The sequence below is a fragment of the Pseudomonas sp. GWSMS-1 genome (genome assembly GCF_049847425.1).
GTDB lineage: Bacteria > Pseudomonadota > Gammaproteobacteria > Pseudomonadales > Pseudomonadaceae > Aquipseudomonas.
In genome coordinates this window covers 3,401,914-3,427,930 of record NZ_JBMHHV010000005.1, presented here as the reverse complement: position 1 = coordinate 3,427,930, position 26,017 = coordinate 3,401,914, and the positions used below count along the sequence as shown (strand labels likewise).

At 61.3% G+C, this 26,017-nt stretch carries 25 protein-coding genes; 14 read left to right on the top strand and 11 right to left on the bottom strand.

Annotated features, from left to right (window positions below):
- Nucleotides 1–108: 108 nt before the first annotated feature.
- From preA to hydA, 3 genes are all read right to left on the bottom strand, one after another.
- On the bottom strand, nt 109–1,383 hold the full coding sequence (preA, locus tag ACEPAJ_RS19665; protein ID WP_425917223.1) for an NAD-dependent dihydropyrimidine dehydrogenase subunit PreA: 1,275 nt from the start codon (nt 1,381–1,383) through the stop codon (nt 109–111).
- Nucleotides 1,384–2,751 (bottom strand): NAD(P)-dependent oxidoreductase, encoded by a 1,368-nt coding sequence (locus ACEPAJ_RS19660; protein ID WP_425917221.1) that lies wholly within the window; start codon nt 2,749–2,751, stop codon nt 1,384–1,386.
- 113 nt (nt 2,752–2,864) lie between these two features.
- A complete protein-coding gene (gene hydA, locus ACEPAJ_RS19655) occupies nt 2,865–4,304 on the bottom strand; it encodes a dihydropyrimidinase (RefSeq protein ID WP_425917219.1) in 1,440 nt (479 codons plus the stop codon).
- 634 nt (nt 4,305–4,938) lie between these two features.
- Here hydA and ACEPAJ_RS19650 point away from each other — a divergent pair.
- The 4 genes from ACEPAJ_RS19650 (at nt 4,939) to ACEPAJ_RS19635 (ending at nt 9,145) form a co-directional block, all read left to right on the top strand.
- Nucleotides 4,939–6,426, top strand: a complete 1,488-nt coding sequence (locus ACEPAJ_RS19650; protein ID WP_425917217.1) for an NCS1 family nucleobase:cation symporter-1 — start codon at nt 4,939–4,941, stop codon at nt 6,424–6,426.
- A gap of 108 nt (nt 6,427–6,534) precedes the next feature.
- Nucleotides 6,535–7,818, top strand: coding sequence for a Zn-dependent hydrolase (locus tag ACEPAJ_RS19645; protein ID WP_425917215.1), 1,284 nt, complete (start codon nt 6,535–6,537; stop codon nt 7,816–7,818).
- Nucleotides 7,819–7,916: 98 nt separating this feature from the next.
- Nucleotides 7,917–8,303: an MAPEG family protein gene (locus tag ACEPAJ_RS19640; RefSeq protein ID WP_425917213.1), complete on the top strand. Its 387-nt coding sequence runs from the start codon at nt 7,917–7,919 to the stop codon at nt 8,301–8,303.
- 392 nt (nt 8,304–8,695) lie between these two features.
- On the top strand, nt 8,696–9,145 hold the full coding sequence (locus ACEPAJ_RS19635) for a c-type cytochrome (RefSeq protein ID WP_425917211.1): 450 nt from the start codon (nt 8,696–8,698) through the stop codon (nt 9,143–9,145).
- A gap of 149 nt (nt 9,146–9,294) precedes the next feature.
- On the opposite strand, the gene ACEPAJ_RS19630 is transcribed toward ACEPAJ_RS19635, so the two are convergent.
- From ACEPAJ_RS19630 to ACEPAJ_RS19610, 5 genes are all read right to left on the bottom strand, one after another.
- Nucleotides 9,295–9,681: a DUF1090 domain-containing protein gene (locus ACEPAJ_RS19630; protein WP_425917209.1), complete on the bottom strand. Its 387-nt coding sequence runs from the start codon at nt 9,679–9,681 to the stop codon at nt 9,295–9,297.
- A gap of 62 nt (nt 9,682–9,743) precedes the next feature.
- Nucleotides 9,744–11,405, bottom strand: a complete 1,662-nt coding sequence (gene ligB, locus ACEPAJ_RS19625; protein WP_425917207.1) for an NAD-dependent DNA ligase LigB — start codon at nt 11,403–11,405, stop codon at nt 9,744–9,746.
- A gap of 119 nt (nt 11,406–11,524) precedes the next feature.
- On the bottom strand, nt 11,525–12,715 hold the full coding sequence (gene metK, locus ACEPAJ_RS19620; RefSeq protein ID WP_425917205.1) for a methionine adenosyltransferase: 1,191 nt from the start codon (nt 12,713–12,715) through the stop codon (nt 11,525–11,527).
- Nucleotides 12,712–13,743, bottom strand: coding sequence for an ArsR/SmtB family transcription factor (locus ACEPAJ_RS19615; protein WP_425917203.1), 1,032 nt, complete (start codon nt 13,741–13,743; stop codon nt 12,712–12,714). The genes metK and ACEPAJ_RS19615 overlap by 4 nt, the downstream gene beginning before the upstream one ends.
- A gap of 46 nt (nt 13,744–13,789) precedes the next feature.
- Nucleotides 13,790–14,701 (bottom strand): LysR family transcriptional regulator, encoded by a 912-nt coding sequence (locus ACEPAJ_RS19610; RefSeq protein ID WP_425917201.1) that lies wholly within the window; start codon nt 14,699–14,701, stop codon nt 13,790–13,792.
- A 109-nt stretch (nt 14,702–14,810) separates the two neighbouring features.
- Here ACEPAJ_RS19610 and ACEPAJ_RS19605 point away from each other — a divergent pair, with 109 nt between their 5' ends.
- The 6 genes from ACEPAJ_RS19605 (at nt 14,811) to fba (ending at nt 21,902) form a co-directional block, all read left to right on the top strand.
- Nucleotides 14,811–15,935, top strand: a complete 1,125-nt coding sequence (locus ACEPAJ_RS19605; protein ID WP_425917199.1) for a TDT family transporter — start codon at nt 14,811–14,813, stop codon at nt 15,933–15,935.
- A gap of 136 nt (nt 15,936–16,071) precedes the next feature.
- Nucleotides 16,072–18,072: a transketolase gene (gene tkt, locus ACEPAJ_RS19600; RefSeq protein WP_425917197.1), complete on the top strand. Its 2,001-nt coding sequence runs from the start codon at nt 16,072–16,074 to the stop codon at nt 18,070–18,072.
- A 103-nt stretch (nt 18,073–18,175) separates the two neighbouring features.
- Entirely contained in the window at nt 18,176–19,246 is a 1,071-nt protein-coding gene (gene epd, locus ACEPAJ_RS19595; protein ID WP_425917195.1) for an erythrose-4-phosphate dehydrogenase, read from the top strand.
- Between the two features lie 4 nt (nt 19,247–19,250).
- Nucleotides 19,251–20,414 (top strand): phosphoglycerate kinase, encoded by a 1,164-nt coding sequence (locus ACEPAJ_RS19590; protein ID WP_425917193.1) that lies wholly within the window; start codon nt 19,251–19,253, stop codon nt 20,412–20,414.
- Nucleotides 20,407–20,727 (top strand): MliC family protein, encoded by a 321-nt coding sequence (locus ACEPAJ_RS19585; RefSeq protein WP_425917191.1) that lies wholly within the window; start codon nt 20,407–20,409, stop codon nt 20,725–20,727. The genes ACEPAJ_RS19590 and ACEPAJ_RS19585 overlap by 8 nt, the downstream gene beginning before the upstream one ends.
- A 110-nt stretch (nt 20,728–20,837) precedes the next feature.
- Nucleotides 20,838–21,902, top strand: coding sequence for a class II fructose-bisphosphate aldolase (gene fba / locus ACEPAJ_RS19580; RefSeq protein ID WP_425917189.1), 1,065 nt, complete (start codon nt 20,838–20,840; stop codon nt 21,900–21,902).
- 57 nt (nt 21,903–21,959) lie between these two features.
- Here fba and ACEPAJ_RS19575 read toward each other — a convergent pair whose 3' ends face one another.
- Entirely contained in the window at nt 21,960–22,643 is a 684-nt protein-coding gene (locus ACEPAJ_RS19575; protein ID WP_425917187.1) for a polysaccharide lyase family 7 protein, read from the bottom strand.
- Nucleotides 22,644–23,008: 365 nt separating this feature from the next.
- On the opposite strand from ACEPAJ_RS19575, the gene ACEPAJ_RS19570 reads away from it, so the two are divergent.
- Entirely contained in the window at nt 23,009–23,272 is a 264-nt protein-coding gene (locus tag ACEPAJ_RS19570; protein ID WP_425917185.1) for a hypothetical protein, read from the top strand.
- Nucleotides 23,273–23,300: 28 nt separating this feature from the next.
- Here ACEPAJ_RS19570 and ACEPAJ_RS19565 read toward each other — a convergent pair whose 3' ends face one another.
- Entirely contained in the window at nt 23,301–23,591 is a 291-nt protein-coding gene (locus ACEPAJ_RS19565; RefSeq protein WP_425917183.1) for a hypothetical protein, read from the bottom strand.
- Here ACEPAJ_RS19565 and ACEPAJ_RS19560 point away from each other — a divergent pair.
- The 3 genes from ACEPAJ_RS19560 (at nt 23,572) to ACEPAJ_RS19550 (ending at nt 25,762) form a co-directional block, all read left to right on the top strand.
- Nucleotides 23,572–24,027, top strand: a complete 456-nt coding sequence (locus ACEPAJ_RS19560) for a hypothetical protein (protein ID WP_425917181.1) — start codon at nt 23,572–23,574, stop codon at nt 24,025–24,027. The genes ACEPAJ_RS19565 and ACEPAJ_RS19560 overlap by 20 nt on opposite strands.
- Before the next feature lie 31 nt (nt 24,028–24,058).
- Nucleotides 24,059–25,162 (top strand): PQQ-dependent sugar dehydrogenase, encoded by a 1,104-nt coding sequence (locus ACEPAJ_RS19555; protein WP_425917179.1) that lies wholly within the window; start codon nt 24,059–24,061, stop codon nt 25,160–25,162.
- A gap of 75 nt (nt 25,163–25,237) precedes the next feature.
- Complete coding sequence (locus ACEPAJ_RS19550; protein ID WP_425917177.1) at nt 25,238–25,762, top strand: YgjP-like metallopeptidase domain-containing protein; 525 nt, start codon at nt 25,238–25,240, stop codon at nt 25,760–25,762.
- Here ACEPAJ_RS19550 and ACEPAJ_RS19545 read toward each other — a convergent pair.
- Nucleotides 25,745–25,978, bottom strand: coding sequence for a DUF2789 domain-containing protein (locus ACEPAJ_RS19545; RefSeq protein WP_425917175.1), 234 nt, complete (start codon nt 25,976–25,978; stop codon nt 25,745–25,747). The two genes, ACEPAJ_RS19550 and ACEPAJ_RS19545, sit on opposite strands and share 18 nt — an antisense overlap.
- Nucleotides 25,979–26,017 lie beyond the last annotated feature (39 nt).

Below are 26,017 nucleotides of genomic sequence, written 5' to 3'. Positions count from 1 at the left end.
AGTCACTGCCTGTCGCGGCTAAAACGGAACGCCGTCCGGCCCTTCCCACGGCCCGAGTGTAATTCGTGGGAGGGGCTTTAGCCGCGATCCGTTTTAGCAGCGAGTCTGTTAACTGGCCACGCGATACGGATTGCGCGGGTCGTGGTTCCAGTCGAGGAAGGGCTTGCCGGTGTCCTGAGTCACCATTTCAATGCAGTTTTCCACCGGGCAGGTGATTTGACACAGGTTGCAGCCCACACACTCGTCGTCGATCACCTCATATTTATGCGTGCCGTCGGCCTGGGTCAGGCTGGCGATGGCTTGGTGCGAGGTGTCTTCGCAGGCGATATGGCAGCGGCCGCAGCCGATGCAGGCGTCCTGATCGATCTTGGCGATCACCTGATAGTTGATGTCCAGGTACTTCCAGTCGGTGGTGTTGCCCACCGCGCGGCCTGAGAAGTCCGCGAGGCTGTCGTAGCCCTGACTGTCCATCCAGCGCGACAGGCCGTCTTTCATCTCCTCGACAATGCGAAAGCCATGCAGCATGGCCGCCGTGCATACCTGTACCGCGCCGCAGCCCAAGGCGACAAACTCCGCCGCATCGCGCCAGCTGCCGATGCCGCCGATACCGCAGATCGGCAGGCCTTGGGTTTCCGGGTCGCGGGCGATTTCCGCGACCATGTTCAGGGCGATGGGTTTGACTGCCGAGCCGCAATAACCGCCATGGGTGCTTTGATTGCCGACGATAGGGTGGGCGACCATGCGATCGAGATCGACGCTGGTGATTGAGTTGATGGTGTTGATCAGCGACACCGCATCCGCGCCGCCACGATGAGCCGCGCGGGCGGACAGGCGCACGTCGGTGATATTCGGCGTCAGCTTGACGATCACCGGCAGCGAGCTGTAGGTCTTGCACCAGCGGGTGACCATTTCCACGTATTCCGGCACTTGGCCGACCGCCGCGCCCATGCCGCGCTCGGGCATGCCGTGGGGGCAGCCGAAGTTCAGTTCGATGCCGTCGCAGCCGGTGGCTTCCACCAACGGCAGAATGGCTTTCCAGGATTCTTCGACGCACGGCACCATCAGCGACACGATCATCGCGCGGTCCGGCCAGTCCTTCTTCACCTGGGTAATTTCACGCAGGTTGATTTCCAGCGAGCGGTCGGTGATTAGTTCGATGTTATTGATGCCCTGCACTTGGCGGTTCGGGCCGAAGTGCGCGGAGTAACGCGACGAGACGTTGACCGCCGCCGGGTCTTCGCCGAGGGTTTTCCACACCACGCCGCCCCAGCCGGCTTCAAAGGCGCGGACCACGTTGTAGGCTTTGTCGGTCGGCGGCGCGCTGGCCAGCCAGAACGGGTTGGGAGCTTTGATACCGGCGAATTCGATAGATAAATCGGCCATTTATGCGGCCTCCACATTGAGCATCAGATGAGAGTGGATGGCCTCGGCGGCCAGCTTGCCGTGCTGCACGGCTTGTACGGTGAGGTCCTGACCTAGCGCAGTGCAGTCGCCGCCGGCATAGATGCCGGGCACGCTGGTTTGCTGCTGGGCATCGACCCAGATGCGCTCGCCCTCGCGCTTCAGTTCGCTGGCCAGCGGATCACTCAGGGCTTGGCCGTCAAAGGCTTGGCCAATGGCGCTGAAGATGGCGTCGGCGGCCAGCTCGAAGGTTTGCCCGGTGCTCTGCAGTCGGCCGTTCTCAACGCGGGTACGGGCGAAGCGCATACCGCGTACTTGGCCCTGTTCATTAAGCAGAACGTCTTGCGGCTGTGCCCAGGTCAGCAGACGCACCTGATTGGCTTTGGCGATGTCTTGTTCATGTTCGGTGGCGCCCATTTCCTCGAAGCCACGGCGATAGACCAGGTTGACGTCGCGGGCGCCGAGCTTGCTCATCTGCACCGCCATGTCGATGGCGGTATTGCCGGCGCCGAGGACGATGCAGCGCTCGGCCACGGGCAGTTGGCTAAGGTCATCGCTCTGGCGTAGCTCGCGGATGTAGTCGGTGGCGGCGAGCAGCCCCGGCGCGTCTTCGCCAGCCAGGCCGAGGCGTTTGCTGGCGGCCAGGCCGATGCCGAGAAACACCGCGTCGAACTGCTGGTGCAGCTCGCTCAAGCTGAGGTCGTCACCGAGCTTGTGGCCGTGGCGAATCTCGATGCCGCCGATCTGCAGGAGAAAGTCCACTTCGCGTTGAGCGAAATCGTCCACCAGCTTGTAGGCGGCGATGCCGTATTCGTTGAGGCCGCCGGCTTTCTCGCGCGCCTCGAAGATCACCACGTCGTGACCATGCATGGCCAGGCGGTGGGCGCAGGACAAACCTGCAGGCCCGGCGCCGACTACGGCGATGCGTTTACCGCTGGCTGGGGCGCGTTTAAACGGGTGCTCGTTGAACTGCGCGTTGTCGATGGCGTAACGCTGCAGCAGCCCGATCAGCACTGGCGCGCATTCCTCGGCGTTATTACGCACGCAAGCCTGCTGGCAGAGAATTTCGGTTGGGCAAACGCGGGCGCAGCTGCCTCCGAGGATATTCGCCGAGAGAATTTTCTCGGCGGCGCCCTGAACGTTTTCATGGCTGATATTGCGAATAAATGAGGGGATGTCGATCTCGCTCGGGCAAGCATTGATGCAGGGCGCGTCATAGCAGTACAGGCAACGGGCGCTTTCCAGTGCGGCTTGGCGAGCGTTAAGCGGCGGGGCCAGATCGCTGAAACGATCGGCCAGTTCGGCAGCGTCGGCATCCGGTCGTGGTAAATGGCTGAGGGTGTCTATCACGGTTATTGCCTCACGGTTTTGTGGCTTTTATTGGGCAGTTAACAGCTGATAAGCGGCCGTCCGGCCTCTGTGGGTCGGTGCGGCTAAGTCATGTGTGGTGCCTGGGCGCGGGTTTAGCGCTCAACGGCGATCGGGCGATTGTTTTCGGCGCGTTTACTCAGCAGGTCGAATACCGCCGGGTACGCCGGGCGCTCGACATAGCGGCCGGCGCCACGTTCGGCGCGCAGGTCGCCATCGACCCAGACCAGCTTGCCCTGGCTGATGGTGTGGCTGGGCACGCCGCGCACGGTCTTGCCTTCGAAGATGTTGAAGTCGACCTGCTGGTGATGCGTTTTGGCCGAAATGGTGCGCGTGCCCTGTGGGTCCCAGAGCACCAGGTCAGCATCGGCGCCTAAGCGTAGCGCGCCCTTGCGTGGGAACAGGTTGAAGATCTTCGCCGTATTGGTGCTGGTCAGCGCGACGAAGTCGGTGATCGACAGCTTGCCGCTGTTGACCCCTTCGTCCCACAGCACGGCCATACGGTCTTCAATACCGGCAGTGCCGTTGGGGATTTTGCTGAAATCGTCACGACCGGCGGCTTTCTGCTCGGCGCAGAAACAGCAGTGATCGGTGGCGGTGGTGTGCAGATTGCCCGACTGCAGGCCGCGCCATAGCGCTGCTTGATGCTCCTTGGGGCGGAACGGCGGGCTCATCACGTAACCGGCGGCCATCTGCCAATCGGGGTGGCGATAGACGCTGTCATCGAGCAGCAGGTGGCCGGCTAATACTTCGCCGTACACCGGCTGGCCTTTAGCGCGGGCATAGGTGATTTCATCCAGGGCTTCCTGGGTGGAAACATGCACCAGGTACAACGGTGTACCCAGGGTTTCAGCAATGCGGATGGCGCGACTGGCGGCTTCGCCTTCGACCTGCGAAGGACGTGACAGCGGATGCGCTTCTGGCCCGGTCATGCCCTGAGCCAGCAGTTTTTGTTGCAGGTGATAGACCAACTCGCCGTTTTCCGCGTGCACGGTGGGCACTGCGCCCAGTTGCAGGCAGCGCTCGAAGCTGGCGACCAGGGTGTCGTCGGCGGCCATGATGGCGTTTTTGTAGGCCATAAAGTGCTTGAAGCTGTTGACCCCGAACTTCGCCACCAGCTCGCCCATCTCGGCGGCAACCTGCTCGCTCCACCAGGTGATGGCGACATGGAAGCCGTAGTCGGATGCGGACTTCTCCGCCCAGCCGCGCCAGGTGTGGAAGGCTTCGAGCAGCGATTGCTGCGGGTTGGGAATGACGAAGTCGATGATCGAGGTGGTGCCGCCGGCCAGGCCTGCTGCCGTGCCGCTGAAAAAGTCTTCGCTGGCCACGGTGCCCATGAACGGCAATTGCATATGGGTGTGCGGATCGATGCCGCCGGGCATCAGGTACTGGCCGCTGCCGTCGAGTACTTGGCAACCGGCGGGGGCGTCGAGGTTGTCGCCAATGGCCTGGATCAGACCGTTGGCACAGAGCACGTCAGCGCGGTAGCTCTCTTCATGGGTGACCAGGGTGGCACCGCGTATCAACAGCGACATAGCGAGTTCCTCTCAGGCTGACCGGTGCATGCCGGTTCTTAGTGTTATGACCTGTCAGGTGAGAGGTTTTATTCCTGTCACTGCTGACAGGAATTGAATCTAGTCGCTGCTCAATGATTGATCAAGAATATTTTTAAATACTCTTTTTGTATTTTAAGTTATTGAAAATAAAGGAAAAAATAAAGAAATAAACAAAATGGTGCAGGCCCTAACCATTTTGACGCACTTGACAAGAACCAAATATGAGCAAGATTTCCTATGCAAAATCAGGCGTTTGAACCCGACGCAGGGTCCGCGCTGCGGGCGCAAAAAATATTTGCCTGCACCACTTTGAATCCTGACGGGTGAGACAGGCTTGTTGGTGGCGGAAAAAGCCGGCATGTGAGGTGCAGAGGGAGAATCTAGCAGTTGATATAAAGTCCATATAAATCAGCTATTTATGCGTTTTATTGGCAAGCAATGCATGAGTTGAACAGGTTCCCGGCACGCTTATTGATAGCCGTCGCTATCGAGCTGGCCGGCCGAGATGAACGCGTACTCCGGCCATCGCGAACGGCCTTTGCCAGTGCCGCCCCTGGCAAATGGTTGGTAATCCCGATGAGCAAATAATCAGAACAATCACTGGAGAGGCCCCATGCAACAGAGCAGATCGCAAGTGACTGAGCGCGATGGCTTGTACGAACTGGCCGCTGGCCCCGACGTACTCGACAGCCCGCGTTATAACCATGACATCGCTCCGACCCAGGTCCATGAGCGCACTTGGAACAAGTGGCACATCACCGCCCTATGGGTCGGTATGTCGATCTGCGTGCCGACCTATACCCTGGGCGGCGTGCTGACCGCCTACTTCGGGTTGTCGGTGAGCGAGGCGCTGCTGGCGATCTTGCTGGCCAATATCATTGTGTTGGTTCCACTGACGCTGAATGCCTTTCCCGGCACCAAGTACGGCATTCCCTTTCCGGTCTTGCTGCGATCATCGTTCGGGGTGATCGGCTCCAACGTGCCCTGTCTGATTCGCGCGGTCGTGGCCTGTGGTTGGTTTGGTATTCAGACCATGTTCGGCGGCCTGGCCATTCACTTGCTGCTCGGCTCGATCTTCGAGGGCTGGAAAAGCCTCGGTGGCACCGGTGAGGTGATCGGCTTTATGGTCTTCTGGACCCTCAACCTGTGGGTGGTATTACGCGGAGCCGAATCGATCAAGTGGCTGGAAACCCTGTCCGCGCCGCTGCTGGTGCTGGTCGGTGCCGGCTTGCTGGTGTGGGCGCTGCCCAATGTATCGATGAGCGAACTGCTGGCGCAGCCGGCCAACCGTCCTGAGGGCGCCGGTGTCACCAGTTACTTCCTGGCCGGGCTGACCGCCATGGTTGGTTTCTGGGCCACCTTGTCGTTGAACATTCCCGACTTCAGCCGTTACGCCAAGAGCCAGAAAGATCAGATCGTCGGCCAGATCATTGGTCTGCCGCTGACCATGTTCCTGTTCGCCGCCCTCGGTGTGGTGATGACTGCCGCGTCGGCCTCGCTGGTCGGTGAAACCGTGTCGGACCCGGTCACCCTGATCGGCCATATCCAGAGCCCAGGCTGGGTCGCCTTGGCCATGGCATTGATCATTGTCGCCACGCTATCGACCAATACGGCGGCGAATATCGTTTCGCCCACCAATGACTTCCAGAATATCGCGCCCAAGCTGATCAACCGTACCAAGGCGGTGATGCTCACCGGCCTGATTGGCCTGGGCCTGATGGGCCACGAGTTGCTGAAGAAGCTCGGCCTGCTGGTCTCGGACCTGAGCCTGGAAAGCGTCTATTCCAACTGGTTGCTGGGCTACTCCAGCCTGCTCGGGCCGATCGCCGGGATCATGGTGGTGGACTACTTCCTGATCAAGAAACAGCGCCTCGACCTGGCCGGCCTGTACCGCGATGACGTGTACCCAGCGTGGAACTGGATCGGTTTTGTTGCCTTCGCGGTGCCAGTGGCGCTGACCCTGTTGTCGCTAGGCAGCAACGCCTTCAGCTGGTTCTACGACTACGGCTGGTTTACCGGCTCGTTCTTCGGCGGCTTGATTTATTTCGGCCTCTGCAGCCTGCGCAATACGCAGCCGGTGGTGGTTGATAGCGCCGCCTAGAGCAGTCATCTGGCGGGCTAGCACAGCTGCGCGTGCTGGCCCGCAAAGCCACCCAATATGCTCGCCGTTCTGTCAGGCGGGTCAAACATGATCGACAAGGAGAACGCCATGAACACGGTTAGCGAGGTTCTGCAATCCACTCAACCGCACATCAACAGTGAGCGTCTGTGGCAATCGCTAATGGAGCTGGCGCAGCTTGGTGCCACGGTTAAAGGCGGTGTCTGCCGGCTGGCGCTGACCTACCTCGACCGCCAAGCGCGTGACCTGTTTGTGCGCTGGTGCGAGGACGCCGGCTGTACCGTGACGGTTGATGGGGTTGGCAACATCTTTGCCCGCCGCCCCGGGCGTAATGCGGCACTGCCTCCGGTGATGACCGGCAGCCATATCGACACCCAGCCCACTGGCGGCAAGTTTGACGGCTGCTTTGGCGTGCTGGCTGGCGTCGAGGTGCTGCGTACCCTGAATGATCTGGGCGTACAGACCGAAGCGCCGCTGGAGGTGGTGGTGTGGACCAACGAGGAGGGCTCGCGCTTCGCCCCGTGCATGATGGGCTCCGGGGTGTTCGCCGAGAAATTCACCCTGGAAGAAACCCTGGCCAAGCGCGATGCCGAAGGCGTCAGTGTCGGTGAGGCACTGAATGCCATCGGCTATGCCGGCAGCCGTGCGGTGACCGGGCATCCGGTCGGTGCTTATTTCGAGGCGCATATCGAGCAGGGGCCAATTCTTGAAGATCAGAAGAAAACCATCGGCGTGGTGCTCGGCGCACTCGGGCAGAAGTGGTTCGATCTGAATCTCAAGGGCGTTGAAGCGCATGCCGGCCCAACGCCGATGCACCTGCGCAAGGACGCCCTGGTCGGTGCGGCCGCAGTGGTAGCGGCGGTCAATCGGGTGGCGTTGGAGCATCAGCCGCATGCCTGTGGCACGGTCGGTTGTCTGCAGGCCTACCCCGGTTCGCGCAACGTGATTCCCGGCGAGGTGCGCATGACCCTGGATTTCCGTCATCTCGAACCGGCACGGCTGGATTCGATGATCGAAGAGGTGCGTGGAGTGATTGATGAGACCTGCGCCAAGCATGGCCTGAGCTTCGAGCTAACGCCGACGGCAGACTTCCCGCCGCTGTATTTCGAGCAGGGCTGCGTTGAGGCGGTACGCAGTGCTGCACTGGGACTGGGTCTGTCGCACATGGATATCGTCAGCGGCGCTGGGCATGACGCGATCTTTCTCGCTGAGCTGGGCCCGGCGGGGATGATTTTTGTGCCGTGCGAGGGCGGCATCAGCCACAACGAGATCGAGAATGCCGCGCCGGGTGATCTCGCTGCCGGCTGCGCGGTATTGCTGCGTGCCATGCTCGCAGCCTCTGTGGCGCTGGCCAACGGAAAACTGGCGGCATGATTGGCTGAATTGCCGCCGCATTTCACGCTGGGGTCATGGACGCGGGCTAAGGTTGCAGGCCAAGCTGCAGCCTTGTTGTCCTGACCCTAGGAGTTGCTATGACCGTTGCTTACTGGTGTGTGTTGATTGCGCTGTTTCTGCCTTACCTGTCGACCGTTACGGCGAAAGCCGTCAGTGGCGGCTTCAGCCCCCGGCACAATCATGACCCGCGTGCCCTGTTGGACAACCTCAGCGGTCTCGGCCGCCGCGCCAACAATGCCCAGCTTAATAGCTTCGAAATCACCCCGGCATTTTCTGCGGCGGTGATCATTGCGCACCTGGCGGGTGGTGCCGAGCAGGCATTGCTCGACCAATTGGCCATGGCGTTTATTGCCAGTCGTATCCTCTATTTCATCTTCTATGCGGCCGACTGGGCGACCCTGCGTTCGCTGGTGTGGTTCGTCAACATGGGCCTGATAATCAGCCTGTTTGTAGTCTCCGCCTAAGAACCTGTGCAAAGCCTGCTGCGCTTCGGCCCTGCTGCGTTAAAAACAGATTCGGTACGCCGCTTGCGGCTAACGCGCTTTAGCGCGACCCGAAGGGCGAGTGAAGCGAGTAATGCTCATGTTCAAAAGTACACTCGCATGCGAGCCCACTCCGCTTGATTCGCTGCGCTCACCCTGCGGACCAGCCTACGGCTGTTACTTCGCTACGCTACATTTCTCGTCTGTTTTGACCCGCCTGAGGCTGTTACTAACGTAGCGCCTTGCATGGCTCTCGCTCGCCAGCCGTTACATCAGGTTCTGCTCTCTGCGGCAAAACACCACGCTTGGCCGTTGGCGGGTGGGTGGCGATACTGTCACCCGTTATCCACCCGGTTGTTGGCATTGAAGGTGTTATGAAGCTTAAAACCCTGTTCCTCGTTTTATTGGCGCTGACCATGAGTGGTTGTGGCGGTGTCGATCCCAATTCGCCGCAAGGCCAGCGCCAAGCGCTTTTCAAGCAGATGCTCAAGGTCAGCGAAAACCTGGGGGGCATGCTGCGCGGACGGGTGGCGTTCAAGGAGGAGGCGTTTGTTGCCGGTGCAGCCGAGCTTGACCAGCTGACGCGTAAGCCTTGGCAGCACTTCCCGCAGGTGCGTGAAGAGGGTGGCGAGACTCGCGCCAAGGATGAAGTGTGGCAGCGTCAAGCGCGCTTCCAGGAGCTGGCGCGCGCGATGGAAGCCAGCACCGCAGCGCTGGTTAGCGCCACCCAAGCTCCGCCATTAACCCCGGAGTTGCTGGCGGCGCCGATGCAGCGTGTTGAAGACAGCTGCAAGGCGTGCCATGAAGAGTTCCGCGCCTTCTAAGTCAAGGCGCACAGCCTGTGCGTAGCGGCGCCGCTCGATTTAACAGGCGCAAGGCCCGTTAAGCGAGTAGTGCCCAAGGGCGGACGCGCGCCTGTATTCGGTCGCTGCGCCCCGCCCGGCATGGCTTTAGTTGAGCCGTCATACGCGCGTTATTTGTTGAGTTCTTCGCGGGCTTGCTGCAGCTCTGTACGCGATTCCTGAAGTTTGCGCTGGCGTTTGCTGATGTCGTCCTGATCGCCGTCGGCCTGTGCTTCACGCAGATCCTGCTCGCGCTCTGCAACTTCTTCCTCGGCTTTGCTCACCTTGGCTTCGCGCTTGGCGCGCAGGTCGGCATCGTTGCAGTTGCTTTCAACTTCCTTCAGGGCTTTCTCCAGGCCGGCTTGCTGGTTGCTATTGCCGTGGCTTTTGGCGATTTCGAGTTGCGCGGCGATGGCCTGAAGTTTGGCCGCACAGCCAGTGAGCGGTGTTGCGCTTTGATCGGCGTGGACCAGTGTGCCGGTCAGCAGTAGGGCGCTCAGGAGCAAGGTTCTGTGCATGGGTATTCCTCGATATGGGGTGTGCAACCGACAGTTCAGTCGGGGCAAAGTTTATCGGCAGTTTAGAAGCCAGCGATTTGCGCTGTGCGCAGCTGTGTAAGCAGGGCTTGTACTTCCGGGTGTTGAAAAAACGCCTGCAGCTGCGCAGCCCGCTGTGGGCCGACGCCGGGCTGGTGCTGCCAGTCGGTGATGCTGCGTTGCGCCAGGGTGTCCCAGTCGGCGTCCAATGTCACGTTGCCCGGCACGCCCAGGGCGCGCAGCCAGGCCTGCTGCGGGCGTTGGCGCGCCAGGTTGAAACTCTGTTGCAGGGTGGCGGCGCTGCGTGGGCCAAGGCCTGGCACGCGCCTGAGCTGCTCGGTCGAGAGGTCTAGCCAGTCGGTGAGGCTGTTGATCTGTTGGGCGCGCAGCAGCTTATCCCAGGTGCCGGGGCCCACACCCGGTAACGCCAGACCCTGTTTGCCGCTGAGCCAGACCAGGCGTGCGCGAAACTGACTGGCGCACGCCGCCGTGGCGCGCCAGCAACTGAGGCTGTGATAGGCCTTGGCATCCGGCACCTGCAGTTCGGCGCGCTGCTGGGTGCGCCAGAGCACGCTGTCCAGCGCGGGGATAGTCAGCCCGGCCAGGCGAATTACTACCTGATCACCGGGGCGAATATCCAGGGTTTGCCAGCGTTGCAGGGAGCCGGCGCTGACATACTCGATGCGTCGGTCATCCAGTTTCACCGGTTGTACGCGTAGCACGGGGGTGATGCGCCCGCTGCGGCCGATGCGAAAATCTACCGCTTGCACCACGGCCAATGCCTGGCTGGCCGGGTACTTCCAGGCGACGGCCCAGTGCGGCGGTTCGGCTTGCCAGCGGGCGGCGGCTGGACGTTTGCCTTGACGCAACACGACCCCGTCAGTCGCGAAGGGCAGGGGGCTGTTGTACCACTGTGCGCGCCAGTGGCTGGCATCGGTCAGCGTGTGGATCGGTTGGCTGAAGTTCAAACTGTCGGCAAAGCCCAGTGTGCTGAGCCGCTGCAGGCGTTCGCTGATGTTGCTCGGGCCGTCGGGCCAGTCCCAGATAAACAGGCCGATGCCCGCGCTTTCCTCGGCCGTTAGCGTCTGTCGGGCCAGCAGTCCGGCGACCTTGCTTCGCGCACCCAGGCTGCCGGCCTGGTGCTGAATATGAGCAGGCATGCGCCAATACAGCTCGCCCTGTAATACCAGGTCCAGTTGGCTGGGCAATTGTTTGGGAATGGCTGGCAGCTGGCGCGCCTGGGTGGTCCAGTCCTGGCCGCTGCGGCCGTCGCCGCGACTAATCAATTGCGCCAGCTGACCCTGGCGATAGACCAGGCTAACGGCCACGCCATCAACCTTGGGTTGAACCCAGAGGTCTTCTCGGCTGGCGATCCAGTTGGCGACGGCGCGGCTGTCCGCGAGCTTACGCAGCCCGGTTTGTGCAACCGGGTGGGGGACTGGGCCGGTACTGCTATAGAGCGGGTTTTCTACCGCCGGGCCGGCGCCGGGGAAGCAGCGTCGCCAGTGTTGCAGGTTGGCGCTGGCCTGATCGTAGAGCTCATCGGCAACCAGGCTCTGGCCTTGGCGGTGGTAGGCGTCGTCCCAGGTGTTTAATTGCTGGGCCAGGGCGTTCAGTTCGCGTTCGGCGCGTTGCGCTGGCCAGTCCGGGCAGGCGGCCCACAAGGGTTGGCTGAGTAGCAGTAGGCCGACGATTAGCGCTTTCATCATGAGCATCCTTGCTCGGCGGGTGGCCAGGTAAGGCTAGTTGCTTTTTTATCCGGCGTTTAACGTGCACACAATAAAAAGCCCCGCACTGGGCGGGGCTTGTGGTGTTGCCGTGAGGCTTACAGGCCGGCAGCCGCGCGCAGTTCGGCAGCTTTGTCGGTCTTTTCCCAGGTGAAGGTGGTGAAGGTATCGTCGCCAACCGTCTTTTGCGCAGGGGTACGACCGAAGTGGCCGTAGGCGGCGGTTTCCTGGTACATCGGGTGCAGCAGGTCGAGCATCTTGGTGATGGCGTATGGGCGCAGGTCGAAGAGCTCGCGCACCAGCTTGATGATCAGCTCTTCAGCCACCTTGTTGGTGCCAAAGGTGTTCAGCGAGATCGAGGTTGGCTGAGCCACGCCGATGGCGTAAGACACCTGAATTTCGCAGCGCTCAGCGAGGCCGGCGGCGACGATGTTCTTCGCCACGTAACGACCGGCGTAGGCGGCCGAACGGTCAACCTTGGACGGGTCCTTGCCAGAGAACGCACCGCCGCCGTGACGGGCCATGCCGCCGTAGGAGTCGACGATGATCTTACGGCCGGTCAGGCCGCAGTCGCCCACCGGGCCACCGATAACAAAGTTGCCGGTTGGGTTGATGTGGAACTGAGTGTCCTTGTGCAGCAATTCAGCCGGCAGGGTGTGCTTGATGATCAGCTCCATCACCGCTTCGCGCAGGTCGGGCAGCGAAACATCCGGGTTGTGCTGGGTGGACAGCACCACGGCGTCGATGCCGACGACCTTGCCGCCGTCATAGCGGCAGGTGACCTGGGACTTGGCGTCCGGGCGCAGCCACGGCAGCAGACCGGATTTGCGTGCTTCGGCTTGACGCTCAACCAGGCGGTGGCTGAACACGATTGGCGCGGGCATCAGCACGTCGGTTTCGTTGCTTGCATAGCCAAACATCAGGCCCTGGTCGCCAGCGCCCTGATCTTCTGGTTTGGCGCGGTCAACACCCTGGTTGATGTCCGGGGACTGCTTGCCAATGATGTTGATGATGCCGCAGGTGTTGCCGTCGAAGCCGACGTCGGAGCTGGTGTAGCCGATGTCGCAGATCACCTTGCGGGTGATTTCTTCCAGGTCGACCCAGGCGCTGGTGGTGACTTCGCCAGAAACAATAGCCACACCGGTCTTAACCATGGTTTCACAGGCGACGCGGGCATGTTTGTCCTGGGTGATGATGGCGTCGAGCACGGCATCGGAAATCTGGTCGGCGATCTTGTCGGGATGGCCTTCGGAGACGGACTCGGAGGTAAAGAGGGAGTATTCGCTCATCGTTCGGGTTCCTGTGAGTGATCGTTGATTGCGGCCCTTGGGCCATAAGGTGTTGAAGGTTTGGCGAAGTGCCGCACCTGAATCTGAAAGCCGTTGCGTAGGCCCACATACAGGCTTTCGCAGGTGGTCAAGCCGGCGGCGGCGGCCCAGCGCGCCAGGTCGTCTTGTTCGAAGCCCAGCCACAAGTCGCCGCAGGCCTCGCGGGCCCAGCTCTGGTTGTGGCTGCACAGCTCGGTAATCAGCAGGCTGCCGCCAGGTTTCAAGTGCTGTGCAAGCTGCTTGAGTGCCTCGGCGGGGGCAGCGAAGTGGTGCAAAACCATGTTCAGCACCAGGCAATCGGCCGCTGGGTAGTCGTCATGCAGGGCATCGGCAAGTTGCAGCGCAACGTTATCCAGGCCTTCCTCGGCGCAGCGCAGGCGTGCCAGTTCGAGCATGGCAGCGCTGTTATCCAGCGCCAGCACCCGCCGAAAACGCCGCGACAGCTCCGGCAGGAAGCCACCATCGCCGGGGCCGACTTCCACCGCGCTGGCGTCACTGGCAAAGCCCAGGGAGTCGAGTAGGGCCAGCACGCTGTCACGGTATTGCGGCAGCCCGGCGATCAAGTCCTGTTGCGCCTGGAAGCTCGCGGCGCTGCGGGTGAAAAAAGCTTGGCTGGCGGCGGCGCGTTGGCTGTGTACGGCGGCGATGCGCTGTTGTATCTCGGCCGGCAGCTGCAACTGGTCGACTTCATCCAGCAGGGCACTGTGCAGGCGGCTGCCCAATTGCTCGGCCTGAGCCAGGGCGCGGCGGTAGAAAATCGCATTGCCTTCGCGGCGCGTGGCCACCAGCCCGGCTTGTGCCAGCACTTTAAGGTGGTGGCTGATGCCGGATTGGCCGGTGGCGAAGATCTGCGCCAGCTCGAGCACGCCGAATGAGTCGTTGGCCAGGGCGCGCAGGATATTCAGGCGCAACGCATCACCACTGGCCTTACACAGGGCAGCGAGGGCGTCGACGGGCTGAAAGGCCAAATGGGAGGCGCGCATATTCATAGGTTGGGCAGTCTAATCGGTCATTTTTTATCCAGCAAGACCAATATCAAAAAGTTTTGATATTGGTCTTGCTGGCGTTCAGAGCGTCTTGCACTTGGTTGAGCAGGGCTTCGGCCGCTGGGCTCAGGCAGTGTTCACGGCGCCAGACCGCATGCAGGTCGCGGTTGATGCGCATGTCGGTAACGGCCAGGCAGCACAACTGGCCGTTGCGCAGTTCCTCCTGCACCGCCAGCTCGGAGATCCAGGCGATGGCTTGCCCGGCGACGAGGCTGCGCTTGAGGGCTTCGCTATTGCCCAGCGCCATGGCGATGCACGGTTGCAGGTCACGTGCCTGGTAGGCCTGTTCCAGGCTGGCGCGGGTGCCGGAACCCAGCTCGCGGATCAGCAGCGGGGCGGCCGTCAGTTCGGCGGGGCTCACTTCGCGGCATCCTGCCAACGGGTGGTGCGGGCTGGCCACCGGCAGTAGGGCATCAGTACCGAGGTGGCGGTGGTTAAAGTGCTCGCGCTCAAACGGGCCTTCGATAAAGGCCAGAGTGGTTTCATTGTTCTGCAGTTGCCGCAGGCTGGCGGCGGTGTTGCCGATTTGCAGGCTGAGCTGAAGCTGTGGGTACTGCTGGTGAAAGTGGGCGATCAGCGGCGGCAGTAGGTAGCTACCAAGCGTGGCGCTGGCGCCCAGCTGCAGCTCGCCGCAGCTCAGGTTGGCAAAGGCCTGCAGGTCGCGTTCAGCGGCCTGCTCCAGGGCAAAGATGCGTTCGGCGTAAGGCAGTAGGCGCTGTCCGGCGGCGGTCAGGCTGACGCCACGGCTCTGGCGATCAAACAGGCGTAGCTGCAGGCGCGCTTCCAGTTCGCGAATTTCCCGCGTGACGGCGGGCTGGCTGATAAACAGGCGTGCGGCGCCGGCGCTGATGCTGCCGGTTTCAGCGATGGCGAGAAACACCTTGAGGTGATGTAGGTTCATAAATAGAAGGTATGCCTTGTATCTTTTATATGTATTTTACCTATAGCACGCTGCGCCCTAACCTCACAGGTATAGACCGCTGACTCGGTCCCTTGTGAGGAATGCCGTGATGCTGCGCCCTTTTACTCGTTTGCATGAACCGCTGGCGTTCGTGCGTCAGTTCACCCCCAACTGGTTTGCCATGACCATGGGTACCGGCGTGTTGGCCCAGGTAGTGGCCAGGCTGCCCGTGTCATTCACTGGGCAGTTGTGGCTGGCCGAAGGCCTATGGCTGCTGACGGTGCTGCTGTTTGGGCTGTTCAGCCTGTTGTTTGTCGCGCGCTTGCTGCTGTTTCGCGACACCCTGTGGCCGATGCTGGATCACCCGGTGCAGTCGATGTTCCTGGGCGCGATTCCCATGGGGCTGGTGCAGGTGGTCAATGGCCTGCTGTTATTTGCCGAGCCTATGTATGGCGCGGTGGTGGTGCAGTTGGCGCACGGCCTGTGGTGGCTGGCGCTGGGCTTGGCCCTTGGGGTGGCGCTGGGCGTGCCGTACCTGATGTTCACCCGGCAAAAGCATGTGCTGGAGACCCTGACGGGGGTTTGGCTGCTGCCGATTGTCGCCCCTGAAGTGGTTGCCAGTGGTGCCGCGGTGCTGGCGCCGCATCTGCCTGCTGAGACCGCGCAGTTACTGCTGAGCCTTGGCTATGTACTGTGGGGTTTGTCCCTGAGCCTGGCGTTTGCCCTGATCGCCCTGGTGCTATTGCGACTGGCCTTGCACAAACTGCCGGACATGGATTTTGCCGCCAGCAGCTGGTTGCCACTGGGGCCGTTGGCCACTGGTTGTCTGGGTCTGATCGGTCTGGGCCAGGCTGCACCGCAGGCCTGGCAGGGAACCGCGTTACAGGGAGCGGCCGAGATGGCGCAGCAGCTTGGGCTGGTGGGTGGTCTGGCGCTGTGGGGCGCAGGCCTCTGGTGGTTGGTGGCGGCCAGTCTGTTTACCCAGCATTACATGCGTCGCGAGTTGCCTTTCAACTTGGGCTGGTGGGGTTTTACCTTCCCGCTGGGGGTGTTTACCTTGGCCACCTTTGCCTTGCAGCAGTTAACCGGGCTGGCGTTTTTCACCTGGGTGGGACTGTTGCTGGCGGCCAAACTAACGCTTATCTGGTTGCTGGTGATGCGTCACACCCTGCGTGGCCTCTGGCATGGCGAGCTGTTTCAGGCACCCTGTTTATGCACGGCGAAGCCCGTCTGAGGTGCGCGGTGAGGCGGTTATTGCCAATTGTCTTGACGCAACGACCATCTGTGATTGCCCCCATGGCCCCCGCTGGGCGAAAATAGCCGCCTTTTCGACCCCCAGTTGCCCAAGCAGCCCCGTAGGAGATTCAGTGATGCCCAGCCGTCGTGAGCGAGCCAATGCCATTCGTGCCCTCAGCATGGATGCCGTGCAGAAGGCCAACAGCGGCCATCCGGGTGCCCCGATGGGCATGGCGGATATCGCCGAAGTCCTGTGGCGCGACTTCCTCAAGCACAACCCGAGCAACCCGGAATTCGCCGACCGTGACCGCTTTGTGCTGTCCAACGGTCACGGTTCGATGCTGATCTATTCGCTGCTGCACCTGACCGGTTACGAGCTGTCGATCGACGACCTGAAGAACTTCCGTCAGTTGCACAGCAAGACTCCGGGTCACCCGGAATACGGCTACACCCCAGGCGTTGAGACCACCACTGGCCCGCTCGGCCAGGGCATCGCCAACGCCGTCGGTTTCGCCATTGCCGAGAAAGTGCTGGGCGCGCAGTTCAACCGCGACGGCCACCAGATCGTTGACCACTTCACCTACGCCTTCCTCGGCGACGGTTGCATGATGGAAGGCATCAGCCATGAAGTCTGCTCGCTGGCCGGCACCCTGGGCTTGGGCAAGCTGGTTGCCTTCTACGATGACAACGGCATCTCCATCGACGGCGAAGTCGAAGGCTGGTTCACCGACGACACCCCGGCGCGCTTCGAAGCCTATGGCTGGCAAGTGATTCGCAATGTCGACGGTCACGATGCCGACGAGATCAAGATGGCCATCGAGACCGCGCGTAAAACCGACGACCGTCCGACCCTGATCTGCTGCAAAACCACCATCGGCTTTGGCTCGCCAAACAAAGGCGGCAAGGAAGATTGCCACGGTGCGCCACTGGGCCTCGAAGAAATCGCCCTGACCCGCGCCACCCTTGGCTGGAACCACGGCCCGTTCGAAATTCCGGCCGATATCTACGCCGAGTGGGACGCCAAACAAGCCGGTGCCGCCGCTGAAGCCGAGTGGGATCAGCGTTTCGCTGCCTATGCTGCTGCCTTCCCCGAGCTGGCCAGCGAGTTCAAGCGCCGTGTCGCGGGTGAGCTGCCAGCCGACTTCGCCGAGAAAACCGCTGCCTATATCCAGGAAGTGGCCGCCAAAGGCGAAACCATCGCCAGCCGCAAGGCCAGCCAGAACACCCTGAACGCGTTTGGTCCGTTGCTGCCGGAATTCCTGGGTGGCTCTGCCGACCTCGCTGGCTCCAACCTGACCCTGTGGAAAGGCTGCAAGGGCGTGTCGGCTGACGATGCATCCGGCAACTACATGTTCTACGGCGTGCGCGAATTCGGCATGAGCGCGATCATGAACGGTGTGGCTCTGCACGGCGGCTTCGTGCCGTACGGCGCGACCTTCCTGATCTTTATGGAATACGCGCGCAACGCAGTACGTATGGCCTCGCTGATGAAACAGCGCGTGCTGTTCGTCTACACCCACGACTCCATCGGTCTCGGTGAAGACGGCCCGACGCACCAGCCGATCGAGCAGTTGGCCAGCCTGCGTGGCACGCCGAACCTCGACACCTGGCGCCCATGCGACGCCGTGGAATCGGCGGTGGCCTGGAAGTACGCCATTGAGCGTAATGACGGCCCATCCGCGCTGATCTTCAGCCGGCAGAACCTGCCGCACCAGAACCGCGATGCCCAGCAACTGGCGGACGTGGCCCGTGGTGGTTATGTGCTGAAAGACTGCGCTGGCGAGCCGGAACTGATCCTGATCTCTACCGGTTCGGAAATCGGCCTGACGGTCGCCGCTTTTGAGAAGCTGACTGCCGAAGGCCGTAAGGTGCGTGTGGTATCGATGCCGTCCACCAGCGTGTTCGACCAGCAGGACGCCGGCTACAAGCAGGCCGTGCTGCCGGTGCAGGTCGGTGCACGGATCGCCATCGAAGCCTCGCATGCAGACTACTGGTACAAGTACGTTGGCCTGGAAGGCCGCATCATCGGCATGACCACCTTTGGTGAGTCGGCCCCAGCCCCTGCGCTGTTCGAGGAGTTCGGCTTCACCGTCGAAAACGTCCTGGAAACTGCCGCCGAGCTGCTGGAAGCCTGAGTCAGAACGACGCCGTAGGGTGGATGACGTTCTTTTCATCCACCGTTACACCGCCGGTGGATCGGTGAAGCGCGATCCACCCTACGCTCACCCGAGATACCCGATGCCCAAGCGTCCCTATCGAATTGCCCTCAACGGCTACGGCCGTATCGGCCGCTGCGTGCTGCGTGCGTTACATGAGCGTGGCGCGGGGGCGCAGCTGGAAATCGTCGCACTGAATGACCTGGCCGATCAGGCCAGTATCGAATACCTGACGCGCTTCGACTCCACCCACGGGCGTTTTCCCGGCGAGGTGCGCGTCGATGGCGATTGTCTGCATATCAATGGCGACTGCGTGAAGGTGCTGCGCCAGGCGACCCCGGAAGGTGTCGACTGGGCGGCGCTGGATATTGACCTGCTGCTCGAATGCTCCGGTCAATACACCACGCGTGCCGCTGCACAGCGCTTTATCGACGCCGGCGCACCGCGGGTGTTGCTCTCGCAGCCTATGGCCGGTGAGGCGGATATCGACGCCACGGTGGTGTTCGGGGTCAATCAGAATTGCCTGACGGGCAGCGAACAGCTGGTATCGAACGCTTCTTGCACTACCAACTGTGGTGTGCCGCTGCTCAAATTACTGAATGAAACGGTGGGCATCGAGTACGTGTCGATTACCACCATCCACTCAGCGATGAACGATCAGCCGGTGATCGACGCCTACCACCACGAAGACCTGCGCCGCACGCGCTCGGCCTTTCAATCGGTGATTCCGGTGTCTACTGGCCTGGCGCGCGGTATCGAACGCTTGCTGCCGGAACTAAGCGGGCGCATCCAGGCCAAAGCCATACGCGTACCGACGGTGAATGTGTCCTGTCTGGATATCACCTTGCAAACTGCGCGTGATACTTCGGCGGCCGAGATTAATGCGGTGTTACGCCAGGCGGCTGAGAGCGGTCCGCTCAAAGGCTTGCTGGCGTATACCGAGCTGCCGCACGCCAGTTGTGATTTCAACCATGACCCGCATTCGGCCATTGTCGATGGCAGCCAAACGCGTGTCTCCGGCCCGCGTTTGGTGAATCTGCTGGCCTGGTTCGACAACGAGTGGGGGTTTGCCAACCGCATGCTCGATGTCGCCGAAAACTTCCTTTTAAAAGCCTGCCCAACTCCGTTCAACCAGCCCCCCGTGAAGGACTGATTTAATGACTGTTCTGAAGATGACCGACCTCGATCTCGCCGGTAAGCGCGTGCTGATCCGCGAAGACCTCAACGTGCCGGTAAAAGACGGTGTGGTGAAGAGTGACGCGCGCATCCTCGCGTCCCTGCCGACCATCAAGCTGGCGCTGGAGAAGGGCGCAGCCGTGATGGTCTGCTCGCACTTGGGTCGCCCTACTGAAGGTGAGTTCAGTGCAGAGAACAGCCTCAAGCCAGTCGCCGACTACCTGAGCAAGGCGCTCGGTCGTGACGTGCCGCTGGTTGCCGACTACCTGGGCGGCGTCGAAGTCGCTGCTGGCGAGATCGTGCTGTTCGAAAACGTGCGCTTTAACAAGGGCGAGAAGAAAAACGCTGACGAACTGGCCCAGCAATACGCCGCCCTGTGCGACGTATTCGTGATGGACGCCTTTGGCACCGCTCACCGCGCCGAGGGTTCGACCCATGGCGTGGCCAAGTTCGCCAAGGTGGCCTGTGCCGGCCCGTTGTTGGCGGCCGAACTGGACGCACTGGGCAAGGCGCTGGGTAATCCGGCTAAGCCGATGGCGGCGATTGTTGCGGGCTCCAAGGTGTCGACCAAGCTCGACGTGCTGAATAGCCTGAGCCAGATCTGCGACCAGCTGATCGTCGGCGGCGGCATCGCCAATACCTTCCTCGCGGCTGCTGGTTTCCCGGTCGGTAAGTCGCTGTATGAAGCTGATCTGGTTGAGACAGCCAAGGCCATCGCGGCCAAGGTTAGCGTGCCGTTGCCGGTTGATGTGGTGGTGGCCAAGGCCTTTGCCGAAGACGCTGAAGCCACTGTCAAACTGGTCGCCGATGTGGCTGAAGACGACATGATTCTGGATATCGGCCCACAGACCGCTGCGCAGTTTGCTGAGTTGTTGAAATCCTCGAAGACCATCCTGTGGAACGGCCCGGTCGGCGTATTCGAGTTCGATCAGTTCGGCAATGGCACCAAGGTACTGGCTCAGGCTATCGCCGACAGCCCGGCGTTCTCCATCGCCGGTGGTGGCGACACCCTGGCGGCTATCGACAAGTACGGCATTGGCGCGCAGATCAGCTACATCTCCACCGGTGGCGGCGCGTTCCTTGAGTTCGTCGAGGGCAAGGTGCTGCCGGCTGTAGCCATGCTGGAACAACGCGCCAATGGTTAAGCCAATCAGCCTGCTGGCGTTGCTCAGCCTGCTTGGCGCGTGCGCCAGTCAGCCGGCACCGTCGGATAACTGGACGCGTTGGGTGTGCGACAGCCAGGCCGAAGTGCTCTGGCGTTTCGCCGACAGCAGCCGCGAGTCGGTTGATGTACGTCTGGGTGGTGGCGATATTGTCTATCGCTTGAATCAGCAAGTATCAGGTTCGGGCGCGCTGTACAGCGACGGTTTGCTGTCCTTTCATACCAAGGGTGAGGAAGGGCTGGTCTACTGGACGGCTAACGATGACCTGATTGGCCGTGGCTGCAAGGCACCTTAGTAACCCATTAAATACAGAGCAGGCTTACCCCTGATCTGAATGACTTGAATAGCGCCTGCCCCTGCGGCAGGCTTGCACGATTAACGACCCCCACCGGGAGAAAGAACACCATGGCACTTATCAGCATGCGCCAGATGCTCGACCACGCCGCCGAATTCGGCTACGGCGTGCCGGCCTTCAACGTAAACAACCTTGAACAGATGCGCGCGATCATGGAAGCGGCCGACAAGACCGATTCCCCGGTGATCGTTCAGGCTTCCGCCGGTGCGCGTAAATACGCCGGTGCACCGTTCCTGCGCCACCTGATCCTGGCCGCTATCGAAGAGTTCCCGCATATCCCGGTGTGTATGCACCAGGACCACGGCACCAGCCCTGACGTCTGCCAACGCTCGATCCAGCTGGGCTTCAGCTCGGTGATGATGGACGGCTCGCTTAAAGAAGACGGCAAAACCCCGGCTGACTACGACTACAACGTGCGTGTCACCCAGCAGACCGTCGCCTTTGCCCACGCCTGCGGCGTGTCGGTGGAAGGTGAGTTGGGTTGCCTGGGCAGCCTGGAAACTGGCATGGCCGGCGAAGAAGACGGCGTTGGCGCAGAAGGCGTGCTCGATCACAGCCAGATGCTGACCGACCCGGAAGAGGCGGCTGACTTCGTTAAGCAGACTCAGGTCGATGCCCTGGCCATCGCCATCGGCACCAGCCACGGCGCGTACAAGTTCACCAAGCCGCCTACTGGCGATATCCTTGCTATCGACCGCATCAAGGCGATCCATGCGCGCATCCCCAATACTCACCTGGTGATGCACGGCTCCAGCTCGGTACCGCAAGAGTGGCTGGCGATCATCAACCAGTACGGCGGCGACATCAAAGAAACCTACGGTGTGCCGGTTGAAGAAATTGTCGAAGGCATCAAGCACGGCGTGCGCAAGGTCAACATCGACACCGACCTGCGTCTGGCCTCTACAGGTGCCATGCGCCGCATGATGGCTGAGCACCCGAGCGAGTTCGACCCGCGTAAGTTCTTCTCCGCGACCGTGACCGCCATGCGTGATATCTGCATTGCCCGTTACGAAGCGTTCGGCACTGCCGGTAACGCGTCGAAGATCAAACCGATGAATCTTGAAGCCATGTTCCAGCGTTATGCCAAGGGTGAGCTGGCCGCCAAGGTCAACTAAGCCTGGGATCAGTCCCATCGCCTGCAAAAAGCCCGCTCATTGAGCGGGCTTTTTGCTTCAGCTATTGCTGATGGGGAGTGGGCGATGCTCAACCTTCAGCCTGTAGAACGTCGCGCTGCCGGCTTCGGTTTCATAACCGGTGTTGTCCTGGGTATAAACCCCGGCCTTGAAATACAGCAGTCGGGTGGCCCAACCGCCATCCAGGCGGGCATTCCATTTTTCTTTGTTGACGGTCAGCCCCAAGGTGCCGCTCGGGGTCAGGTGGATGCTGTACTTGAGCTCCTGGTTGAGCGGGATGCCGCTGGCCAGGAAGACCGTCTGCACGACGCCGTCAGGAATCATGCGTAATTTGGCCACCACCGTGCCGGTGGCGGTGCTCGCCTTGTACTGGTACTCAAGCTTGAGCATGGGCATGTCGTTCTTGTAGCCATGGATCTGGCCGATCACCACCCGGCCGGACGAGGGCACCTGGTTGAGTTTGAGGGTGGCGCTCAGGTAGTTGTCGGCACTCGGGTAGGTCCAGTTGTGCAGTTTGCCGTCGGCAAAGGTCTCGCGCAGTTCGCTGCGCGGGTAGCTTGAGCCGCTGGTGGTACTGCCATTGACGGGCGCCCAGAAAAATATGCTGGCAGCATCGGACTGGAAGTAGTGGTCCTGATAACCACCGACCAGCAGGGGGGTGGCGATGGTGGTTGCCGGTACGCCGACAGGAATGGTGAGGTTCCAGGTTGCAAGGTCGATCATTGACTGAGTTCTCTATTGAGAACTTTCAGTCGGGCATATCTCATCCGCGAGTTAGTAGCTATGTACTCGGCATTCCGGCCTGTGCGCTCGAACTAAAAGTTAGGGCTAGGGGGAAGCGGCAGTGTTGCCACCTCGCTCGAAGACCAAGAGGTCGTCGAACAGGGGGCTTTATACGTGGGAAGACCGGGATTGTTAATTTTTTCTTGGCGCCAATAAAGTGCTGTTTTTTCGCGTGGCCATTATCTGGCCAGTAATAAAAGGCGCACAAAAAATGGCGCAGAAAAATTCGTACCTTGATAACTAAGGAGAGTTTTTTGCGAGAAGCGTCAGTTTTTTGGAAGAAACATGCAGATGAGCGTTTTTTCGTGCGGAACTATCCGACGAGTGGATGGCGTGCGGGCGAGGATCTGCCGCGTAACTTCGGCGGTTCCCCGTGGTTTCTGTGTGGCAAGGCCGTGTTGCGCCACCCAGTCGATGTGCCCGCCACGGATTGGCTGGCGTTGTATATCCGCCTGGCCGAAGCCGAGCAAAGCGCCTTTGCCTTCAATGCGCAGTGCCGGGCGCAGGCTTGTCGCCTTACGGTCGAGCAACTGCTGCAGATCTACCGCAGACAAACCCTGTGCCTTTAACGCGGCGTTTTGCCGTTTCGACTAGCGCTTAGGGTTTGGCCGGCAAACTGGCCAGAAACGCCAGAATCGCGGCCTGCACACGTGGTGTGTCATTCGGCGAGAGAATGTCGCCAGCCAGCACGTGGTGGGATGGGTCCTGGGTGTCCGTAAGGGCGATCAGTTGCTTGTGCGCCGAGCCAAAGCGGGCAAAGGCCGCTTCGATGGCCGGTGCTTGGTAAAACCATGTAAAACACCCAGCGTATGCCGCTCCGCATGCTGGTCCATACTCGGGCCACTGTCGTTTCTGGATACCCGTTTGCATGCCGAGTAAATCGCGCACCTTGCTGTATTTTCTTTTGGCTGTGCTGCTGACGAGTGTGTTGGGGGCTGTGCTGCAGACGCAGTTCAATCTGGCCAACCTGCAAGCCCTCGGTGCGCCAGTGCCGCTGACGGTGCGCTTGCACACCACTGGCTTGGACCTGCTGGGCTTCAGCCCGACTTTCGCGGTGCTGGTGATCCTCGGCTTTATCTGTGCGCTGCCGGTGGCGAGTCGATTCGCGCGCGCCTGGCCGAGTGGCCGCTGGCTGTTGTTTGCTCTGGCAGGCGCGCTGGCGGTGTGGTCAGCGCTGGCGCTGGCTAATGCGCTACTGCCGATGCCGACGCTGATTGCGGCTAATCGCAGCCTGGGCGGCACCGCTGGGCTAATGGCCTGCGGCAGCCTGGGGGCGTTGTTGTTTGCGCGGCTGTGGCAGCGTGCCGCGCCTGCCCAACTCTGACTTGTTTACCTTCGTGCAAAAGGCCCGTGCCATGTTGAAGACATCCCGCGCTCTGTTATTCCTCGGTCTGCTGGGCAGCAGCCTGGCGCATGCCATGGATTACCGCATCGAAACCGTGACCGGTGGCCTGGAGCATCCATGGTCGCTGGCCTTTCTGCCGGACGGGCGCATGTTGGTGACCGAGCGAGTAGGGCGCCTGCGCATCATCGAAGCGGATGGCCGCCTTAACCCGCAACCGGTCGGCGGCGTACCAGAGGGGTTTGTCGCTGCGCAGGCGGGACTGATGGAGGTCATGCTTGATCCGCAATTCGCCAGCAATCAGCAGCTCTACCTGAGCTACGCCTACGGCACCGCCCAGGCCAACAACACGCGTTTGGCCAAGGCGCGGCTGGTCGACGGGCAGTTGCAGGATGTCCAGGTGCTGTTCAGTGCGCTGCCGGCCAAAGCCGGGGCCGCGCATTACGGCGGGCGCATGGCCTTTCTCCCGGATAACACCCTGCTGCTGACCCTCGGCGATGGCTTTGACCTGCGCGAGCAGGCGCAGAACACGAGTAACCACCTGGGCAAAATTGTCCGGCTTAATCGCGATGGCAGCATCCCCCAGGACAACCCGCTGGTGGGGCAAGCCGGTGCCGCAGCGGAGATTTATAGCCTGGGTCATCGCAACGTGCAGGGCATCGTCTATGACGCCGAGCGGCAGCGCCTGTACAGCCACGAACATGGCCCGCGTGGTGGCGACGAGTTGAACCTGATTAAACCGGGCAACAACTATGGCTGGCCGCTGATCACCTACGGCATCGACTACAGCGGTGCGCAGATTTCCCCTTACACCGAACTAACGGGCTTGCAGCAGCCGCTGCTGCACTGGACACCGTCGGTAGCGCCGTCGAGCCTGACGCTGTACCGCGGCGCGTTATTCCCGCAGTGGCAGGGCGACCTGTTCGCCTCAACCCTGGCCGAGCGCAGCGTGCGACGTATTCGTTTGCAGAACGGCAAGCTGGCAGGGCAGGAGGTGCTGTTCGAAGAGCTTGGCGAGCGCATCCGGGATGTACGCAGCGGTCCGGATGGCGCGCTGTACCTGCTCACTGACAATGCCGATGGGCGCTTGCTGCGCGTTGTGCCGGCTACCGAATGACGCTAAAAGCCGCCCCCCGTCGCGGGCGGCTTGCGGCATAATCGCGGGCCTTAATGTGCCCGCGTCACTTCGCCCATGACCCCGCTTAAATATCTGCAAGGCTATCCAGCTCCGCTGCAAGAGAAGATTCGTCAGCTGATTGCCGAGCAGCGCTTGGGCGATTATCTGGCGCGGTCCTACAGTGGCAAGCACGCGATTCAGAGCGATAAGGCGCTGTACGCCTATATCCAGGGCCTTAAGCAGGAGCACCTGCGCAATGCGCCGGCCATCGACAAGGTGCTCTACGACAATCGCCTCGATTTGACCCATCGCGCGCTCGGCCTGCACACGGCGATTTCACGCGTGCAGGGCGGCAAGCTCAAAGCGAAGAAGGAAATCCGCGTGGCCTCGTTGTTTCGCGAGGCGGCGCCGGAGTTTCTGCAGATGATTGTGGTGCACGAGCTGGCGCACTTGAAGGAGGCTGAGCACAACAAAGCCTTCTACAAGCTCTGCGAATACATGCTGCCTGGCTACCATCAGCTGGAGTTCGACCTACGGGTTTACCTGACCTGGCGCGAGCTGGTGGGGGCCGCCGGCACGTTGTCAGCCTCGCAGCATTAGGTTGAGCTGGTCGACGACCTCGGCCCAGTCGGCGTCTTCACGAATCTCTTCACGCAGAAAAGCCGCCTGAGCGTTGTCCCAGAAGGGGGCGTCGGCGAGTTTGCAGCCTTCAGCCAGGGGTGAGTGTTGCTCGATAAATCGCTCAATGGCGGCGTCGTCATTGGGCAGGCCGAGTTGTTTGAAGAGGCTGGCAAGGTCGTGCGTCTGCGGGTACATGGCGGTCTCCTGAGACTGTGCGGGGCGGTCTTTCAGTTA

Coding starts and splice junctions, on each gene's coding strand:
- preA (WP_425917223.1), bottom strand. CDS start 1,383: ATGGCCGATTTATCTATCGAATTCGCCGGTATCAAAGCTCCCAACCCG.
- hydA (WP_425917219.1), bottom strand. CDS start 4,304: ATGTCGCTGTTGATACGCGGTGCCACCCTGGTCACCCATGAAGAGAGC.
- ACEPAJ_RS19650 (WP_425917217.1), top strand. CDS start 4,939: ATGCAACAGAGCAGATCGCAAGTGACTGAGCGCGATGGCTTGTACGAA.
- ACEPAJ_RS19645 (WP_425917215.1), top strand. CDS start 6,535: ATGAACACGGTTAGCGAGGTTCTGCAATCCACTCAACCGCACATCAAC.
- ACEPAJ_RS19640 (WP_425917213.1), top strand. CDS start 7,917: ATGACCGTTGCTTACTGGTGTGTGTTGATTGCGCTGTTTCTGCCTTAC.
- ACEPAJ_RS19635 (WP_425917211.1), top strand. CDS start 8,696: ATGAAGCTTAAAACCCTGTTCCTCGTTTTATTGGCGCTGACCATGAGT.
- ACEPAJ_RS19630 (WP_425917209.1), bottom strand. CDS start 9,681: ATGCACAGAACCTTGCTCCTGAGCGCCCTACTGCTGACCGGCACACTG.
- ligB (WP_425917207.1), bottom strand. CDS start 11,405: ATGAAAGCGCTAATCGTCGGCCTACTGCTACTCAGCCAACCCTTGTGG.
- metK (WP_425917205.1), bottom strand. CDS start 12,715: ATGAGCGAATACTCCCTCTTTACCTCCGAGTCCGTCTCCGAAGGCCAT.
- ACEPAJ_RS19615 (WP_425917203.1), bottom strand. CDS start 13,743: ATGAATATGCGCGCCTCCCATTTGGCCTTTCAGCCCGTCGACGCCCTC.
- ACEPAJ_RS19610 (WP_425917201.1), bottom strand. CDS start 14,701: ATGAACCTACATCACCTCAAGGTGTTTCTCGCCATCGCTGAAACCGGC.
- ACEPAJ_RS19605 (WP_425917199.1), top strand. CDS start 14,811: ATGCTGCGCCCTTTTACTCGTTTGCATGAACCGCTGGCGTTCGTGCGT.
- tkt (WP_425917197.1), top strand. CDS start 16,072: ATGCCCAGCCGTCGTGAGCGAGCCAATGCCATTCGTGCCCTCAGCATG.
- epd (WP_425917195.1), top strand. CDS start 18,176: ATGCCCAAGCGTCCCTATCGAATTGCCCTCAACGGCTACGGCCGTATC.
- ACEPAJ_RS19590 (WP_425917193.1), top strand. CDS start 19,251: ATGACTGTTCTGAAGATGACCGACCTCGATCTCGCCGGTAAGCGCGTG.
- ACEPAJ_RS19585 (WP_425917191.1), top strand. CDS start 20,407: ATGGTTAAGCCAATCAGCCTGCTGGCGTTGCTCAGCCTGCTTGGCGCG.
- fba (WP_425917189.1), top strand. CDS start 20,838: ATGGCACTTATCAGCATGCGCCAGATGCTCGACCACGCCGCCGAATTC.
- ACEPAJ_RS19575 (WP_425917187.1), bottom strand. CDS start 22,643: ATGATCGACCTTGCAACCTGGAACCTCACCATTCCTGTCGGCGTACCG.
- ACEPAJ_RS19560 (WP_425917181.1), top strand. CDS start 23,572: ATGCCGAGTAAATCGCGCACCTTGCTGTATTTTCTTTTGGCTGTGCTG.
- ACEPAJ_RS19555 (WP_425917179.1), top strand. CDS start 24,059: ATGTTGAAGACATCCCGCGCTCTGTTATTCCTCGGTCTGCTGGGCAGC.
- ACEPAJ_RS19550 (WP_425917177.1), top strand. CDS start 25,238: ATGACCCCGCTTAAATATCTGCAAGGCTATCCAGCTCCGCTGCAAGAG.
- ACEPAJ_RS19545 (WP_425917175.1), bottom strand. CDS start 25,978: ATGTACCCGCAGACGCACGACCTTGCCAGCCTCTTCAAACAACTCGGC.